The organism is Diplocloster agilis, assembly GCF_019042275.1.
GTDB lineage: Bacteria > Bacillota > Clostridia > Lachnospirales > Lachnospiraceae > Diplocloster > Diplocloster agilis.
In genome coordinates, this window is the sequence record NZ_JAHQCW010000011.1 from 109,518 (window position 1) to 126,773 (window position 17,256).

A 17,256-nucleotide genomic window follows, 5' to 3' on the forward strand; every position below is an offset into this window, starting at 1 on the left:
AAAAAGACATAGAGCTTCCCTTTTTACAGGACACCCTCGAGATACAAAAAACTGCTACAAATACACGGGAGACCGTCGCACGAACTTAGGGCTCTTCCTCGGGGCTTCGTATGCCCGCCGTTTCGGGATGGGGACTGCAGCCATATCCGGGGATGCCTTCCTATGGCCGGGATCTTTTGTCTCTTCCCGGGAACGCGGCGGGCTTGCGCTGGCCGCCGCTTTGGGCTTGGAACCGCGGGCGGTATACGGGGACGCTCCGGGCGGCCGGGTTCTTTTGTATCTTCCTGGGGGCGCATAGGGCGGCTGCGTATCCGCTTGGGGGAATCGGAAAGCCGGGTTCAGGATGACCGGCGGACTTCACGTCCGACGGGCAAGAGCCTCTGAACCGGGAACACATCACGTGTTCCTGGTGAATAGGCTCGGTTCCTGAACCCGGCTTTTCGATTCCCCCTAGCGGATACCAGCGCTAGCCCTTCGCGCTCCCGGGGAGATACAAAAGAACCCGGCCGCCCGGAGCGTCCCCGCATACCGCTGCGGTTTCAAGCCATAAGCAACGGGCATACGAAGCCCCCAGAAAGAACGCTAAGTTCGTGCGGCAGTTTCTTCGTAGTTAGATCTGATTCGGTTTTCCCGATGCATTCCGAAACACCGGACTTTTCGTGCCCCTTCCCGGCCGCCGGAATCCGTCTGCGCCGCTCCGGGTGCTCCATACCCCCGCCGGTTCCCGCATTCCCGTCCCCCCTAAAGTCACCTAAGCCCCCAGCACAAGGTTCATCAGCTCCAGGGCGCAGACTTCGTGGCCGGTTTTGGTTGGATGGCTGGTTTTATTGGAGAGCATTTTCCGGAGCGGGTAGCCGGATGTCAGGAATTCTTCCCAGATGGCGTAGATGTCGGCCAGGCAGATGTTCTGTTTTACCGACAGATCACGTACGCATTCGATCCGCTCCCGGAACAGCCGCTGCATATCCCGGTCACTCCAGATGACAGGATTGGGCGTCATTAGAATGAGGTCGGCCTGGGTTTGGGAGCGGATCGCATTGGTCATGCGGAGCAGGGAGTCACGGAAGTCGGCGGTCGTTTTATCGGGGCGCCAGTTTATGGTCCCGTTTAAGAGGACCAGATCCGGGCTGTGTGACAGGACGTCCCGTTTTAACCTTTGCTCCATGCCGAATATGGTGTCTCCCGCGATTCCGGCGTTGAGGACGCTTACCGAGGTCTGCTCATAGGTATCGATCAGCTTTAGACGGAATTTTTCGTGGTATACTTCCCTGGGATCTGCGATCTCGATTGGCCTCTTCTTGTCAAACGGACGGTCTAAGGGCTGCAGATTTTCAAAATGGCCGGCTGTGACGCTGTCTCCTATTGCCACGATCAGTGGATTACGCCGCTCCAGGCCGTCCGTGTCCTGTCCCCAGGGCAGTAATTCTCCTACCATCCCGGTGTTCTGCCGCATGATTGCGGCAAAATGCGACGGCCTGGCTTGGCATGTGATTTTGTGGTTTCGGGCTGTGTTCAGGAAGCGCGCGGCCGCCTGCTCTTCCATCTCGTAGACCGTATGCATGGAATCTCTCCTTTTTGTCCGTGCGTTGGGCGCTGTTTAAAATATTGTTTTCTACCGAAATGTATTCTTCGGATTAATTTTCATATTTTCGGATCAGGTCCGCGCAGTTTATGACTTTTTCCATCAGCATGGAACGGTTGAAGTAGTAATGGTTCGCCGCCTCGTAGCCGATACTGGGATTTCGTAGCATCAGGCGGTAGGTGGTTACGGCCAGCTTAAGCTCCTGTTTCGCCAGCTCGGTGAGCGCCAGACGCCGGTCCTGCGGGGATAATTTTATATGGCCGTCCCGGATTCGGATGAACCGGATCTGATTATAGGAGGAGGTAAATAAAATACCGCACATGCGTGCTATATCCTTGAATTCGCACTCTTCAAGCGCCGCCAGTTCCGTCATGCCTTCCTGCCATCCTTCGGCGACCTGCCGGAAACAATCCTCGTAGAGTTCTTCCTCAAAAATGGTTCTCCAGCTGTCCAGATCGTCGAACGCGTAGCAGGTCATGGTCGCTTTTAGTCCCGTCGGGCGGCCGTACAGGAGGTTGGAGGGGCCCGCGTTGTGAGGACCGTTGTATACGCTCTCCACATAGAACGGGTAGTTGGAAAATGCCTCGCAGAATTTGTGAACCGCCCGGCTTACCGCCGGCGCCTTTTCCTGATACAGGAAATTTAGGGCTTCCTCGTAGGAAAAGGATTTGTTTTCTTCCTCAAAGAAAAAGCTGGAGGCAAATTTTAAGTTTTCGGAAGGATATCCACCCAGGGTCCAGCTCACCATCAGGTTTTCCACACCTAATTCTTTCAGGTTCCGCATGATTTTTAATATATTTTCATAGACCGGGATATAGGGCGCCGTGGAAGCCTCCCAGGTATTGTTCAGCTGGACTTTGGCCGCCGTCGCATGGCCGTTAGCTTTGGCATAATCCCAGAACGTACGGCTTTGGACACTGGGGCCGATTCTGCTTAAGGTATAGTCCCGCAGATGTTCCTTCACAGGCCCTACCGTATAGTCCAGATGTTCCTCATTGGTGCACATCAGGGTGATTCCCGGGTCGGACGCTTCGATACACCGGCGGACGCCGTCGTTCCCCATGGGTGACCAGGACCAGGTCCACGCAAAGACCTGTATGGACGGGTCCACAGACCGGGCCGTCCTGGCTATGAGGGAATTTAGTTCGGCGACCACTTCCCAGGGTTCTTTGTTCCGGCAGCGGGGACATTCCTGCTCATCCTTTGTATCCACGTGGGAATAGCAGTTTGTATGATTTTCCGAACGGGTAATGGTAAAGAATCCGCCCAGCCCGGGAGCCATTTCACAGAGCGTTTTTACGGCATCCGCGATATACCGCTGCACGCCCTCCGACTGTGTGCAAAGGGATGCGTTTTCTCCAAAGGTATGGCCCTTTAGTTCCGGATATTTTTCAAAGAAGGACAACGGCATGGAGCGGGGTTCGTTTAAGTACAGGTATATGCGGATGCCGTAACGCCGTCCAAGGGCAATCAGCTCATTCAGTCGTTCCATCCGCTCCTGCCATCCATCCGACAGGGCGGGTTCAAAAGGAAACGGCGTCATCTTATACAGGACGGCGGGAAGCCATACGCCGTTGATTCCCAGTCTCGCATAGGATTTCATCAGCTGTTCCGGATAGGAGATTAAGACCGGCACATCAAAGGCATTCCCATAGATCCCACAGTAAGAATAGATAAATCGGGTAGTAAAGGAGGGGGTTCTTCTATAAGATGCTATGGGTAATGCCAAACGTCCCGGGCTGCGGGACAGCGCTTCCATATAAAGCAGCCCCCTGAAGATTCCGTCCGGCTCTTTCGCCTCGATCAGAATCCGGTGCTTTTCGATGGTAAGTTCATGATATTCCCGCTCTTTTTGCCATTCCGGATGAATGCGCAGTGTGAGCCGCCCTTCAGGGACAGGGTTTTTCTCGTCCTGCGCGGTAAATGTGAATCCATAATCTATGTGAAAGTCATCAAAAAACTGTTTGACCGCTTCCGACTTAAGACACTTGGGGTCCGCATCCAACACCCATTTGTCATTGGGACAGACGGTACCGGGATCAGACTCCGTTTCCTTCGTACCGCCTTCTTTGGGAACGCAATTGGACTCTTCCGGCGGTATCTTTTTCTCAAAGAACGCAAAGGGCAGGGTACGGTCTTCCCCGTCTAAATTCCGGATATACCGCTCCATCACTTCCCTCAGCCGTTTCGTCTCCCGGCGCTCTTCCTCATTTAATTCCCGGTATCGCACCGGCTCACAGGCCGGTTTCAGACTGCCCAGCTTAATATCCAGGAAATCGTCCTCCTTCAGAATATAGGCCAGCTGTTCGGCATCCCAGTCCAAGAGCTTTAACAGCTGTTCATAGGGCAGCAGATACCAGGCGCTGCGGATGATGGTAATATACCCCTTTTCCATCCACTCCCCGGTGTTTTTCTGGGGCGGTAGCGCCATATCCTGCGCCAGCTGCCGGATGTGGGCCTCATCGGTCTCCAGAACTTCTGCAAGCCTTGCGGCCGGCACCATCTCCCAGAGTCTGAATATGACAGCCTGCATCCTCGTGGGGAAATGGGGAAGTTCAAGTTCTATGTCTTCCCTGATTTTAGGTAATGTATCTGTCAGCATATTTTTCCTCCCTGTCATTAAAGTAAGGCATAGGCAATATTCCGAAGCTTCCGGATAAATGCGGGATTGCAGTAGCCGCAGCGCTGTGTCATAAAGAGCAGGACGAAATCCTCTTCCCGGTTTACCGCCATATAGGGGCCGGTCCAGCCGTCCCAGCCGAACTCGCCGGGCGAACCGCTGCTGGCCGCCTCGTTGGCCTCCTTGTAAAATCTCATAAAGTTCCCGTAACTGTATCCCTTCAGATGTTCAAAATAGATGGTTTTTTCCTGCTCCTTTGTCAGCTGCGGCCTTAACATAAGCTCCAGCGTTTTCCGCCCCAAGATTTCCGTTCCTTTTCTCTCTTTATTTCCCGACAGCATTACGGCAAATTTGGCATAATCGCGAATCGTGGATAACAGGCCCGCTCCGGCGGATTCATAAGCCGGTGGCGAGAGGCAGTCTGTCAGCCCCAAGGTCCGCTCTCTCTCAATCACCAGCCTCTGGCTATGGTCTTCGTTCTCTTCCACGGAGTACAGCTGTGCCAGCCGGTCCGTTTTTTCCTTCGGGACATAGAAACCGGTATCCTTCATTCCCAGAGGTTCAAATATCTCATTCCGGTAGAATTCTCCCAGTCTCATCCCTGCTGTCACCTCGATGATCCTGCCCATCACATCCGTACCGGTTCCATACCTCCACTGTTCTCCCGGTTGGAAGGCAAGAGGTTTTTCAGCCATCGCGTCAATCACCTCCGCCGTAGTCATGGAATTCCCATTTTGGCTCCTGATTCCCGCTCTGGTGAATACCTCCCGCATATACTCGCCCGCCGGGTCGGGATCCGGATAGACTAACCCGGATGTCATGCTCAATAATTCCCTGACCAGGATAGGCCTTTTAGCAGGGACCAGGCCTTTTACCGTATAAACCTGCATCTTTGCAAATGCCGGAAGATATCTGGCAACCGGATCTTCCAGATCCAGAAGTCCGCGCTCTATTTGTATGTAAGCGGCTGCCGCAGCGATAGGCTTACTCAGCGAATAGAGCCTGAATATCGTATCATCCCGGACTACACTGCCGGCTTCCCGGTCCGCATACCCATAGTTTCCGCAAAAAATCGGTACGCCTTTGTGCAGGATCCGGATGGATGCACCGGCGAACTGCTGCTGTTTCATTTCTTCCTGGACAATTCTGTGTATTCCTGCTTCCGCAGTGACTAAAAAATTACGGCCGGTCATTTTTTTTACTCCTTAGGCAATTTAGGTAATGATTTTATCCTACATGGGTTCCACGTCAATAACAACCATCTGATGGCAGTCCACCTTTGGCACCTGATAGGTGATCCGTTCACCTTCTCTTTGGAAATGAAGTCTTGTCTTCTGTGGAGCCAGATAGAGGCTTTTTACCCTTTCCGGCAGGTTCAGGGACACATTTACCCCATACAGCGGAACGATATCTTCGATCACTTCCATGGGATTCTCCCGGCCTTCCCAGGTAAAGGTCCCGCGGTTCGTGGTGTGAGCGAACAGCAGATGCTGGATATAGCGGCTTTCTCCCGGCTGCTTTGTCAGTGTGGTGATACCCCGGTCCGCCAGATCCGTTACAAGTGTCTTCTCCCGGCCCAGCAACTGATCGACCGCGTACCGCACCGTCTCCTTGTGGTGCAGCGATCCTAATTTTCCATAGTCCGTAAAAATATCCTAGCCGATATAGGCAATATTCCCGTCCAGCACCGCAGCCGGCAGGGTGACCCGGTCGTCGTTAGGGGTATGCTGATGGGAACTGTAGTGAAGCAGATCTCTGTTAAAATATGGATTCTGCCGTCCGGCAAATACCTTTGCCGAAGGGCCGGGCTCGATAAGATATCCCCGTTCATACATCACATGGGCGCTGCCTCCGGTGCTCAATGCAAAACCAGGGATCATATAATCCGGCTTATAAGGGTTCTCTCCCCTGTATACGGTATCAAAATCGAGAGCAAAACACTCCCGCTCCTTCTCAAGACCGCTCTGCCCGCTCATCAGCAGCTTTCCGCCGCCGTTCAGATAATCCGCAAGGCGTTTGGCCAGCTTATCATCCAGCCTTATGGTATCCGGCAGAATCAGCAATTTATACGAATGAAACTCCTCCTCAAGGTCAATAAAACGGTACAGGTAATGCCCTTCCAGCATGATCCGGTTGGCTCCGATATCTGCAAACGACCGGACACTTTTGTCGGAAACCCGGCAGTTCACCGCCTCATCCCCCAGAATCCCTATATCATAACAATTCCGCGCGTCCCGGCACCATGGTTCCTTCTCTTCTACCTCCCCGTAAGCTTTACCGAGCAGTTCATAGGTAGCCATATCCATCTCCCCGGAAGGATGAAGCTGGTCTCCCACGGAACATTTTGCCCCCAGGGCCAGGCATAGAGCGGTCTCATACCGCAGTGCATTCGGGTGCTTGAAACCGCCGAATTCTCCCCATGTGGTATGAAACTTCCCGGTCATGCCCAGATAGTCCATGCCCAGATTCGCCACATAGGATGCTGACATCGGAAAGTGATCATATCCCCAGCCGCCGGTCGGCAGGCTTTCCAGTTCCAGGTGGGTGTTATAAGCCGCCAGATCCCTCCGGCCTCGGATCAGATGCCCGGCGTTGTGAAAGATCTCACAGGTACTGCTGTACCGGCGCACAGTCTCCCGGACCCTTTGGGCATACTTTTGGAATACTTCCTCCGCCTGCTCCATCGCCGCCTGCCCATCCCGTGGATCTTTTCCTTTATTTATCATATCATTTCTGCAGGCGGCACAATAACAGGGGTGAACGGAGGCAATATCCAGAAACAGCGCATCCGGGCTGTAGTTCTGCATAACCTCACCGATCTGGTCCAGCAGAAGTTCCAGATATCCCGTATTAAAACAGAGCAGATGCACGCCGGCGTCCCCTGTGAAATTCCCCGTCCAGCTGCAGCTCTCATCCCGGTTTCTGACCAGCCATTCAGGATGCCGGACCGCTTCCTTCTCATCCAGGCCGGCACATAGATATACCGGGGCATTTACACCGATTTCCCTGCACGCCTTTAATTCCTCCCCCAACAGGTCAAACTGCAGATGCGGATGCATCTGATTCACCTTTGTCGGGTGGTAGGACCAACCGTGCTGGCATTTGGAAAATACCGTGACGGAATCCACATGCCCTGTTTTTAGTGCCTGCTGGAACTGCTTTTTATCAAATCTCTCCCCTATATGTTCTAACTGTTCCGAAGTATGGAAATCCAAATGTACCTGACGAAACCGCATATCCATTTTTCCCTCCTGCGGCGCATGCAGCCGCGCATTTACCGTGCCAATTGCTCTTCTGTACTTAACCTTTCACCGCGCCCGCCGTCTGTCCTGAGATTACGTATTTCTGACAGCACAGATACAGAATCGCGATCGGCAGAGCAGTCAGTACCAGATCCGCAAACACATAATTCCAGTTGCTGGCGTACTGTCCGAAGAAATTATAGACGGTCAGGGGCATGGTCCATTTCGATGAGGAATTAAAGAAATACATGGGAATCATGAACTCATTCCACGCATACATGGCCGTCGTAACCAGCGCGGTAGCCAGGATCGGTTTCATCAGCGGCATAATGATCGTGAAAAACATCCTGGCCGGAGAAGCCCCGTCGATGAAGGCGGCCTCGTCCAGATCCCTTGGCACATTCTTGATAAAGCCCGACAGGGTAAATATCGTCCAGGGCAGCTGCAAAGCAGATTCCACCGCCATAACGCCCAGGAACGTACCCACCAGATTCAGGCTTTTTAACACGCCGAAGGTGGTAACGATCTGGATAGGGCAGATCATCCCCAGTAAAAACAGATTGTACACAAAATTCGTATATCTGGTGTTTTTCCTGGAAACCACAAAGGCGCAGAGGCTTCCACTGATCAGGACAAATACCGTCACGACCACGGTAATAATCAAACTGTTGATAAATGCGAGGCCGATCCCGCCCTTTTGTATCACATAGCTGTAGTTCTCAAAATGCCATTCCGTAGGCAGGTGCAGATTAAATAGCTGCGCTTCCGTGGGGTTCTTAAAAGATCCCAGTATCATCACCAGCAGAGGAATGATAATTACAAGGCTGATCACCGCCATAAGTAACGTCAGGATACCGGAGCTCATTATTTTTTTGGTCTTTGCATTCATTACAGATCTACCTCCCTCTTACGCAGCATACGGTTGATAATCTCCGAGATCACCGCGATCATCAGGAACAGCACCAGGCCCATAGCCGTCGATCTTCCCAGCGTCCCTTTTGAGAAGGCTTTATAAATGTAGGTGCTTAAAACCTGTGTGGCATTACCCGGGCCGCCGCCTGTCATAACGTACACCTGCTCAAACACTTTGAAACCGCCGATCGTGTTCATCGTAACGACTACGGTGAATGCCGGCGCCAGCAGCGGAAATGTGATCGATTTGAACTGCTGCCATTTGTTCGCTCCGTCGATCAGAGCCGCTTCGTAATAATCTTTGGAGATTCCCTGCAGACCCGCCAGGAAGATCGCCATGGCAAAACCACTCCATTTCCAGACCTGTACAAAGATAATGCAGCCCATGGCCGTGGTCTTATTTCCCAGCCAGTCATTTACCAGCCCTTCCATCCCCAGCATAGTCAGAAACTGGTTGAACACTCCGTTATTCATTTTAAATACAGACGTAAACATAATACCAATAACAATAAAACTCAGCACAGCCGGCAGATAAAACAGCGTTCTAAAAAAGCTCTTTCCCTTTACCGCGTTATTCAAAACCAACGCTAACAGTAACCCCAGCACCACAATCAGTACCGTGGTAAGGATCGCAAAGATAAACGTGTTCTTTAAAGCCAGCAGGAAATACTCATCCTGAAACAGATATGTAAAATTCTTCAGCCCATTAAAATGGGGTTCATACAGACGTTTCATATTCCAGTCCGTAAAGCTTAAGACAAACCCGGCAATAATCGGCAGCGCAAAAAATATAGTAAATATAAGAATAGCCGGAAATGTAAAATAATTAGGATAAAACTTATTCTTTCTTTTCTCCATTCAGATTCCTCCTTACTGTGGCCCACTAGCTGGGGCCGGGAGCGTGGAGCGGGAAGTACGGGACAGGGCAAAAGAAACGGCGGCAAATCGCTTCGGCCGGACCCAAGAACGGGTAACTCCGACGGCGTGAGAACCTCTTATTCGCAGAGCCCGGGGCAAACTCGCCATTCGGCTCAGACACGCCCCGGGCTCTGCAAGGTTCTCACACCATCTCCGTAACCCGTTCTAGGGCCCGGCCTCAAGCGATTTGCCCCCGTTTCTTTTGCCCTGTCCCGTACTTCCCGCTCCACGCTCCCTCTCCTGGTGAAAGCGAAGCGCCATGTTCTAAATGTTTTGTATGGCTTCTGCGTTGTTGACGATATTATTTGTATGGTTCTTTTATGGTTTGCATGGTTTGCATGTTCTGTGGATTCTATGGGTTTTATTCAGAAGATGCAGTAGATGCGGTATGTTCAGAACCGTGTTCTCATCGTTATATTTTATATTTTCATCATTGTAATGGCATGTTCAGATTCATTTGACACTTACTTATGATTGGATTATGGGACAATATTTCTTATATATGATATGTGTTTCTTGTTTTTAATGGAACGGTAATGCTTTCTTTTGTCTGAATTGTTGTAATGGGATCAGATCATTTGTTTCGTTTTTTTATCTAAAATTTGTATGAAAGGAGCGGGTATGGGCTGGCTGATGCGGTTTTTATTCTGCTGCTTTTGGCGCCGCGCCGCCAGCCCTTGTGACAGACCGCTCCGGTCTTTATTCAGATAGGGGGGCTGATATTAGAAGCCTTCCGCTCCCTGTTGTTCCATGTAGTCTACATAGTCGGTCTGGACTGCTTTAAATACTTCATCCGGTGTCTTGTCGCCCTGAAGCGCTTCGATGTAATAGTTCCAGACATCTACGTTGATTCCGCTGGATGCAGCCATCAGGCTGTTCATTTCAAATACATAGTTTCCTGTGGTGATGTACTGGTCTACAAGGCTTTGTACAACGGGTACCACATCGCCGCCGTCCACGTCGCTGTAGGCGGGGAAGCCGGGATTTTCTTCATAGTACAGATTCTGGTATTTGGGCATGGACCATACCTGAAGGAAGGCTTTGACTGCGTCTACCTGCTTGCCGGCCTTCGGTACGAACAGGCCCTGTACGTAATTTCCGGTGGGAAGCAGCGCATGGTCTGCATGAGGGATTACGAAGGATCCCATTTCACAGTCGGGATATTTTTTCATGGCGTCCGCCGCCCACTGCTCGATGGTCAGATACATGGCCGCCTTGCCGGTGCAGATGGCTTCAGCCGCTGTGTCATAGCCTACAGACATCATATCGTTGTTCATATATCCGTCTTTGTACAGATCTACGTAATTCTGAAGTACCTGGGAGGTCTCGGGAATGTCGGTCCATTTGATTTCATTTTTCAGTAATTTATCCGTGGTCTCGACCGCTTTATCTCCTAATGCGCAGGCGATTCCTCCTGTCATGAAGATCTGGGTGGTCCAGGTGTCCGCGTTGGTCTGATAGAAAGGTACCACACCGTTTCCTTTTTCCTTAACTGTCTTTAAGAGGTCCAGGAATTCCTGGTAGGTCTTAGGCTGGGGATCGGTGATTCCACAGTCCGCCAGTACTTTTTTGTTGTAGTATACGGCCTGGTATCCCGAAGAAGATTCTTTCGGCATGCCGTAGATCTTCCCGTCTACGATATCTTTGATCAGGCCCGGATTCACAAGTCTTGCCACCCACGGTTCATTGCTCAGATCCTCACAGTACTGGGGAGCTCCGTACGCCTCGTTTAAGCTTGGCAGGTTCGCCTCGTACACATCGGGTACTTCGGAAGTGGATAATTTTACTTTAATCAAAGAGTCGTATTCTTCATCCGGGATTACCTGGAATTCTACTTCACAGCCATAATCCGCTTTGATCGCTTCCGCCATGGTGTTATAGGCGTCAAAGAATTTCGCCTGGCTGGTCATAAAGGAAATGGTCTTTCCCTCCAGAATGGAGAAGTCTTCCTCTCCTGCCTGTTCACTGTCCGATCCGCCGGCGTCCGCTGCCGGCGCTTCCGACTCGGCCGGTTTTGCCGCCGGTGTATCCGCGGGCGCGGGTTCTTCCCCTTTTCCGCCGCATGCTGTCATACCTGCAGTCATGGCCAGCGCCATAGAAACTGCCAAGATTTTTTTTAAAACTTTACTTTTCATACGAAATCCTCCTTTAAATTCTTCCCTCTTTCCGGTTACTGAAAATCCGGGGCTGCCGTTGCCTGCATATCCCCTGCGCTGCGTGTTCTTACAGCGCGCTTGAAATCGTGTAAATTTACATTTCTTTCATGTCCTTTATTATAGGGGCTCTTTTCAAAAATCGAAATGGAAAATCACAGCCTAAAATATGGAAATATTTTGTATCGAGTATCTTTTTCCATCTCCATATTCTATAATAATGCTGATATACAGCAGCAAAATCCTTGTGCTTACGGAGGTTATTGTATCATGAAGAGTAGTTTCCAAAAAAAGTTATTCCTGAAAAGTTCTATCATTATCATATCCATGGTATTGATTTTCCTGATCTTTTTCTCCAACTACGTATACCGGGAGATATCCAAAACATCCCGGAATAATCTAAATGAGCTGGCTGCCAAGACAGGCAATGAACTGACGCTTCTTTTTGATGATATGGACAAAATTTCTCTGTATGTGTCCACGAACCCGGACATTATCAGAGCCTTCCACGATACCCGGATGCGAGAGGTCTCAAACCAGGAACTTTCCATGTCTATTTACAATATTATTACCTCCATCACGGTTCCCAACTCTTCCTCCCGGTTCCGTATAAACCTGTTTAACGACAAACGGAACTTTATATCCACCGGTATCCCCTACAGCAAATCTATGGTAAATGATAAACTCAGTTCCGAAGATTATCTGCAGTGGTACCAATCGCTCCCGATTATACACAGCAATTCCAATATCACCCCCTTGTCTTCGGACACCTGGAATTCAAAACCGACCCAATTCATATCTTTGTACCGGGAAATCTTTGATTCCATTGTCATTGATCTGCCTACCGGAATCGTGGAGATCCAGTGTCCCTCCAAGTTTATCGAACAGATTATGGTTTTGGACGTCCCCAATGTGGACAGTTACCTGTATGCGGCCGACGGAACGGCGATTTATGGTACGTCGGATAAGATTCCTGCTCTGGCCGGCCTCCCCTTTGACCGGAAGGGAAGCCCCCCGGATCTGACGCCGTCCTATACCATAGCGGATAATCATGTCTACAGCGCCGTTCGCTTGGAGAACGGATGGTTCCTGTTACTGGCCCAGCACCAGAATCAGGTCTTCCAGATCGTCTTCCGGCTATGCGTATCCGTACTCCTCATCAGTGTCTGCATCCTTTTAATCTGTCTGGCAGTCCTGTTTAAAATCATGAAGAACACGACGGAGCCCCTCCGCCAGCTGACCGCTTCCGTCAACATGATCACCTTAAACTCTCCGTACCTGAATGTGGACACCAGCCAGTATTCCAACGAACTTGCCGGTCTCACCATGGCCTTTGACGAAATGATGAAACGTCTGAAAAATTCCATGGAGGAGAACGTAAAGGCCAAAGCCTATGAAGCCAGGGCCAATATGATCGCACTCCAATCCCAGGTAAATCCGCATTTCATCTGCAATATCCTGACCATCATCAAAGCCATGAGCAGGGAACAGGATACGGAAAAAATAGGGCAGATCTGCGACTATCTGGCCCGTATGCTCCGGTATATCTCAGCCTACGACCAGGAAGGCGTTCCCATGCGCGAAGAGATCAACGACGCGGAAACCTATCTGAATCTGATGAAAATCCGTTACGAGGGGCTGTTTGACTACGATCTGTACATAAATTCCAAGCTGGACATCGATGCGTTCCGGGTTCCCAAGCTCTTCCTGCAGCCGCTTCTGGAGAACAGTTTCCAGCACGGATTTAAAAAAGTGGTGCCTCCCTGGCACTTAAAGATCGCCTGCACGATTAAAAACGATTATTACTGGTCCATTACGGTTCAGGACAACGGAGTCGGGATTAACGATGAAGAAGCGGAAAAAATTCAGAAAAAGTTATCGGAATTCATGGATAATTCATCCAACACCATAGCCTCCCTGAAAATCGGCGGCATGGGCTTAATCAACACAATCGCCCGGCTGAAAATGCGCTATCCGGACAGCCTGACCTTCCATATCCGGTCCCTCGCAGAAGGCGGCACCCTAATCGAAATAGGAGGAAAATTAGATGATGAATATTTTACTTGTTGAGGACGAGCCTTTGATCCTCAGAAGCCTGGCAGGTACCATCAAATCCTTTCAGCAAAATTATCAAATCGTAGGCAGCGCTTACAACGGCCAGGAAGCCATCGACCTCTTGTCAAAAAAGGGGAATCAGATCGACGTGGTCATCACCGACATCCACATACCGGTCATAGACGGCCTGGAGCTGATCGAACATATCAATCAGCACTTTCCTCATATCCTTTGTATGATCCTTACCGGATTCAGTGACTTTTCCTATGCCAAACGCGCCATACAGCTTCGGGTTTTTGCCTACCTGCTAAAACCCATTGATGAAAATGAGATCCAGGAACATCTGAAAAAGGCTTATGAACAAAAATGTCTGGAGGGCATGCAGAACACCAATCCCGCACCGCCCCTCCCCCCGGTTAAGGAAGACGGGAGAAATCCGGAATACTGTCTGGCAATTCTATGCATGGGTAATTTTCCGTTTCTCCCCACCGCTTTTGACGCGGTACCAAAGAATTACTGCGACTCCTTTGATCTCAACGCGTTGTTTGAACAGAATACGGACATGGTGCAGGATTATTGGATTATCCCCGGAAAGTCCATCTTTGAAAAAAACATGATGTTTTCCCTAAAACCCGGTCAGAACCTCAGCCGTGAGGAGCAGATCCGCAGCATTTTTAAACCGGTTCTCACGCATCCCACCCCGCTGACCGTCATCGTCAGCGCCGATGCCCCCAGCATCCGCTCCGTAGGCAAGTCGATCCAGAACCTGCGTTTCCAGTTAAGCCGGGGAATCGTCATCGGCAAATCCCAGCTGCTATTCTATCAGAAAAAGCAGCCGGATTACCGGCTTCCCTACGATGAACTGCTCAGCAACTACTTAAATCAGCTGGCCGATCTATTTACACAGCGCAACATTTCGCTGTTTAAAACTGTGCTACGGCATTTCCTGCAAGCCCTGCAGCAGCAGAAAATGACACAGTTCGGTGTGACCGAATACTTAAATGTCCTGATGAGCAACTGTCTGAACAGCCAGCAGCTGACAACCAACAGCGCCTCCTCCATGGAGCTGGTCAACGACGCCGTCATATTCTCCGAATCCTACGAGGCGCTCTATGTAAATATCATCTCCGTTTTTTACGACTTTTTCTGCGAGATGAGCAATTCCCAGGGAAACAGCCATGACAAAAATGAAATTCTGCTTCGCATTGACAGTTATATCCATCAGCACTACACCGAACCGATCAGCATCAAACAGATCTCCGATCACTTTGGCTTCACCCCGGCTTATCTAAGCAAGCTTTACCGTGAAAACAAAAATACCAATCTGTTGGATGATATTGTAAAGCTTCGGATCGCCAAGGCAAAAAAACTATTCGCCTCGAATCCGAAGCTGATGATCAAAGATGTGGCGGCCTTCGTGGGTTATGACGATCCGCTGTATTTCAGTAAAGTCTTTAAAAAAGAAACCGGACTGTCCCCAAAACAGTTTTTGCGGGAGATCTGAGAATTACATCTGCCTTGCTATCGAAAAATAACTTTGTCTTTTTAGGTAAATATCTTTGTCTTTTAAAGGTTTACATCGTCTGCGAAATGAGTTAGAATAAAATAATAAAAATATTTTATTAATCAGGAGTAATTGTTCATGAAAAAGTCAGGATTAAATCTTATCGGTGTTAAGGAATTTAACCGCGCTTTGATCTTGCAGCTGATATCGACCAGCAGCAAGACTACCAGAAATAATCTGGCTAAGGCATCGAAACTGACCTCTATGACCCTGACCAACATCACATCGGAGTTGCTGCAGCAGAATATTATCGTAGAATCTGATATGGAAAATGATGTGAAGAATGTGGGACGTAACCCCAAATATCTGACCATCTCTCCAAACTCTCCGTTAGTTGCCGGAATATGGGTATCCAAAGATTTTTTATTTGGAATACTGAGTGATTTCAGCCTGAACCTGATTGCGGCCAAGCGGGAAGAATTCCGGCCGGATGAAACCCCGGATACGATTTTGCAAAGGATCTGGCATCTGGCGGATCATCTGCTGCACTTAAGCGAAAGGCTGGTTCTGGGGATAGGGATCTCCACCATCGGCGTCGTCGACACGCTTCACGGCATTATTAAAAATGTAACGAACTTCTTCGATATCAAAGAACTGGACATCCTGGGATACTTACAGCCCAGGCTTCCGATTCCCGTTTACGTAAAAAACGATATGCAAGCCGCCGCGCTGTGCGAAATGTACTACGGCATCGGCCGGGAAAAAGAGAATTTCCTATATATCGGGCTCACAAACGGAATCGCCTCCGCCATCGTATCCAACCGGCAGCTGGTCAACAACCTCACCGGCTCCTGCGGAGAGCTGGGCCATACCACGATCAACTTCGACGGCCCCAAGTGCAACTGCGGAAACCGGGGCTGTCTGGAACTGTACGCCAGTGTGCCCGTGATCCTATCCAAAATAAACGAGGCCTGCGGAACAGAATTTACGGTTTTCCGGGAAGCCATGGAATATTGCAAGACCTCTCCCAAGGCCTACAGCATCCTTGAGAATGTCTCCGAGCAATTCGCCTATGCACTGAACAACCTGATCAACATCATAGATATCAGCACCGTGGTTTTCGGCCATTCAGCCTTCTATCTCCCCGATGAGATCCTGGCCTCCATAGCCTACACGGTCAATCAGATCAGCATCTTCAAAAACAACCGCACGATCCGCATCTTCAAGACCCGTTTCGAGGATAACAGCGCCCTATACGGATCTGTCTGCATCGTCCTGGATCAGCTGTTCACCGGAAAGATTACTATATAAATGTAATCCTCCAAAAGTAAATACCACAGCAAACGAATCACAGAATTCCAGGCTACATATGTTGGTTATTAAGCAACTGAATACTACGTAAATTAACTGCTAAGCATACTAACCACTAAGCATACTAACTATAAAGCAAACCGATAATTTAACACACTAATAATTAAGCAAAGGCAGATGCTAAAAATAAACATCTGCCTTTTATATTAAATCTTTAAGTGTTCATTAGAACTTGCTTATGCCCCTTCATATCTGGGTCCTATGTATACGCCACACATTATCGCATCCTGCACCTTTTGCCATCATCTTCGTCTCTTCTACGTCTTTATAACCTCTATTACACATATGAACTCCACATTTAAATAAGCCTACTCTTTTATAAATATATTTTACATTTAAATACAAATAAATAGATACATTTTCATCTTATATGTGTCTTACTATTTCTTAACATTAAGATATATAACTCAAAACGAAAAAAGTAATCCAAATTTTATAAAATACTCCCCTCCCCCATCTCCCGCTTATGCAAGCGCAAATGCCTAGCAAGCCATTCCCACCAGTACAACCATTGGATATCTGTTTTCCTCTGTTCCCTTCTGTTTTTCTCTGTTTCTCTCTGCCGTCAATAGCCACTCCATTACTGACCTGCCAGAACACACCCCCCATTATAAAATCATCCGATCAAAATAACTTTCCTCACAACCACCGAAAGTTCTAAATCCGGAGGGAAAAGAAACTCCATGCCGGACTCGGGTCTTCCACGGGGTGGGGTATGCACGTTGCTTTAGGCTGGAGAGGGGACGGTATCTGGGGGCTGCCGGCCGCCGGGGCCTTTTGTGTCTCCCCAGGAGCGCATACAATGTTGTCAACTTAAGATAAAAAAAGTACTTGACAAGGTGGTGAAAATGTGCAGCGAAGCAATTAATTATAAAATAATTGATTGCGAGGGAGTATTA

11 protein-coding genes are annotated in these 17,256 nt (G+C 49.5%); 3 read left to right on the forward strand and 8 right to left on the reverse strand.

The features are described from left to right. Positions 1–751: 751 nt before the first annotated feature. The 8 genes from KTH89_RS08765 to KTH89_RS08800 all read right to left on the reverse strand — a co-directional run bounded on the left by KTH89_RS08765 (position 752) and on the right by KTH89_RS08800 (position 11,409). Complete coding sequence (locus KTH89_RS08765) at positions 752–1,561, reverse strand: SGNH/GDSL hydrolase family protein (protein WP_238721407.1); 810 nt, start codon at positions 1,559–1,561, stop codon at positions 752–754. Positions 1,562–1,634: 73 nt separating this feature from the next. Further along, positions 1,635–4,184: a hypothetical protein gene (locus KTH89_RS08770; RefSeq protein WP_238721408.1), complete on the reverse strand. Its 2,550-nt coding sequence runs from the start codon at positions 4,182–4,184 to the stop codon at positions 1,635–1,637. A gap of 17 nt (positions 4,185–4,201) precedes the next feature. Further along, a complete protein-coding gene (locus tag KTH89_RS08775) occupies positions 4,202–5,395 on the reverse strand; it encodes a serine hydrolase domain-containing protein (RefSeq protein WP_238721409.1) in 1,194 nt (397 codons plus the stop codon). 39 nt (positions 5,396–5,434) lie between these two features. Further along, a complete protein-coding gene (locus KTH89_RS08780; RefSeq protein ID WP_238721410.1) occupies positions 5,435–5,806 on the reverse strand; it encodes a hypothetical protein in 372 nt (123 codons plus the stop codon). 51 nt (positions 5,807–5,857) lie between these two features. Beyond that, the gene (locus KTH89_RS08785; RefSeq protein ID WP_238721411.1) at positions 5,858–7,444 is read right to left on the reverse strand and encodes an alpha-amylase family protein; all 1,587 of its coding nucleotides are present in this window, start codon (positions 7,442–7,444) and stop codon (positions 5,858–5,860) included. Positions 7,445–7,502: 58 nt separating this feature from the next. Next, complete coding sequence (locus KTH89_RS08790; RefSeq protein WP_158347054.1) at positions 7,503–8,333, reverse strand: carbohydrate ABC transporter permease; 831 nt, start codon at positions 8,331–8,333, stop codon at positions 7,503–7,505. After that, positions 8,333–9,214, reverse strand: coding sequence for a carbohydrate ABC transporter permease (locus tag KTH89_RS08795; RefSeq protein ID WP_158347055.1), 882 nt, complete (start codon positions 9,212–9,214; stop codon positions 8,333–8,335). The genes KTH89_RS08790 and KTH89_RS08795 overlap by 1 nt, the downstream gene beginning before the upstream one ends. Before the next feature lie 782 nt (positions 9,215–9,996). After that, on the reverse strand, positions 9,997–11,409 hold the full coding sequence (locus tag KTH89_RS08800; RefSeq protein ID WP_238721412.1) for an ABC transporter substrate-binding protein: 1,413 nt from the start codon (positions 11,407–11,409) through the stop codon (positions 9,997–9,999). A gap of 288 nt (positions 11,410–11,697) precedes the next feature. Between KTH89_RS08800 and KTH89_RS08805 the strand changes: the two genes are divergently transcribed. From KTH89_RS08805 to KTH89_RS08815, 3 genes are all read left to right on the forward strand, one after another. After that, positions 11,698–13,497, forward strand: a complete 1,800-nt coding sequence (locus tag KTH89_RS08805; RefSeq protein ID WP_238721413.1) for a sensor histidine kinase — start codon at positions 11,698–11,700, stop codon at positions 13,495–13,497. After that, positions 13,475–14,986 (forward strand): response regulator, encoded by a 1,512-nt coding sequence (locus tag KTH89_RS08810; protein WP_158347058.1) that lies wholly within the window; start codon positions 13,475–13,477, stop codon positions 14,984–14,986. Before KTH89_RS08805 ends, KTH89_RS08810 begins: the two co-directional genes overlap by 23 nt. Positions 14,987–15,124: 138 nt before the next feature. Next, complete coding sequence (locus KTH89_RS08815; RefSeq protein ID WP_238721414.1) at positions 15,125–16,297, forward strand: ROK family protein; 1,173 nt, start codon at positions 15,125–15,127, stop codon at positions 16,295–16,297. Positions 16,298–17,256: the final 959 nt, after the last annotated feature.

Bases quoted from the DNA above. Each gene is read 5' to 3' on its own strand.
- KTH89_RS08765 (WP_238721407.1), bottom strand. From the start codon at position 1,561: ATGCATACGGTCTACGAGATGGAAGAGCAGGCGGCCGCGCGCTTCCTG.
- KTH89_RS08770 (WP_238721408.1), bottom strand. From the start codon at position 4,184: ATGCTGACAGATACATTACCTAAAATCAGGGAAGACATAGAACTTGAA.
- KTH89_RS08775 (WP_238721409.1), bottom strand. From the start codon at position 5,395: ATGACCGGCCGTAATTTTTTAGTCACTGCGGAAGCAGGAATACACAGA.
- KTH89_RS08785 (WP_238721411.1), bottom strand. From the start codon at position 7,444: ATGGATATGCGGTTTCGTCAGGTACATTTGGATTTCCATACTTCGGAA.
- KTH89_RS08790 (WP_158347054.1), bottom strand. From the start codon at position 8,333: ATGAATGCAAAGACCAAAAAAATAATGAGCTCCGGTATCCTGACGTTA.
- KTH89_RS08795 (WP_158347055.1), bottom strand. From the start codon at position 9,214: ATGGAGAAAAGAAAGAATAAGTTTTATCCTAATTATTTTACATTTCCG.
- KTH89_RS08800 (WP_238721412.1), bottom strand. From the start codon at position 11,409: ATGAAAAGTAAAGTTTTAAAAAAAATCTTGGCAGTTTCTATGGCGCTG.
- KTH89_RS08805 (WP_238721413.1), top strand. From the start codon at position 11,698: ATGAAGAGTAGTTTCCAAAAAAAGTTATTCCTGAAAAGTTCTATCATT.
- KTH89_RS08810 (WP_158347058.1), top strand. From the start codon at position 13,475: ATGATGAATATTTTACTTGTTGAGGACGAGCCTTTGATCCTCAGAAGC.
- KTH89_RS08815 (WP_238721414.1), top strand. From the start codon at position 15,125: ATGAAAAAGTCAGGATTAAATCTTATCGGTGTTAAGGAATTTAACCGC.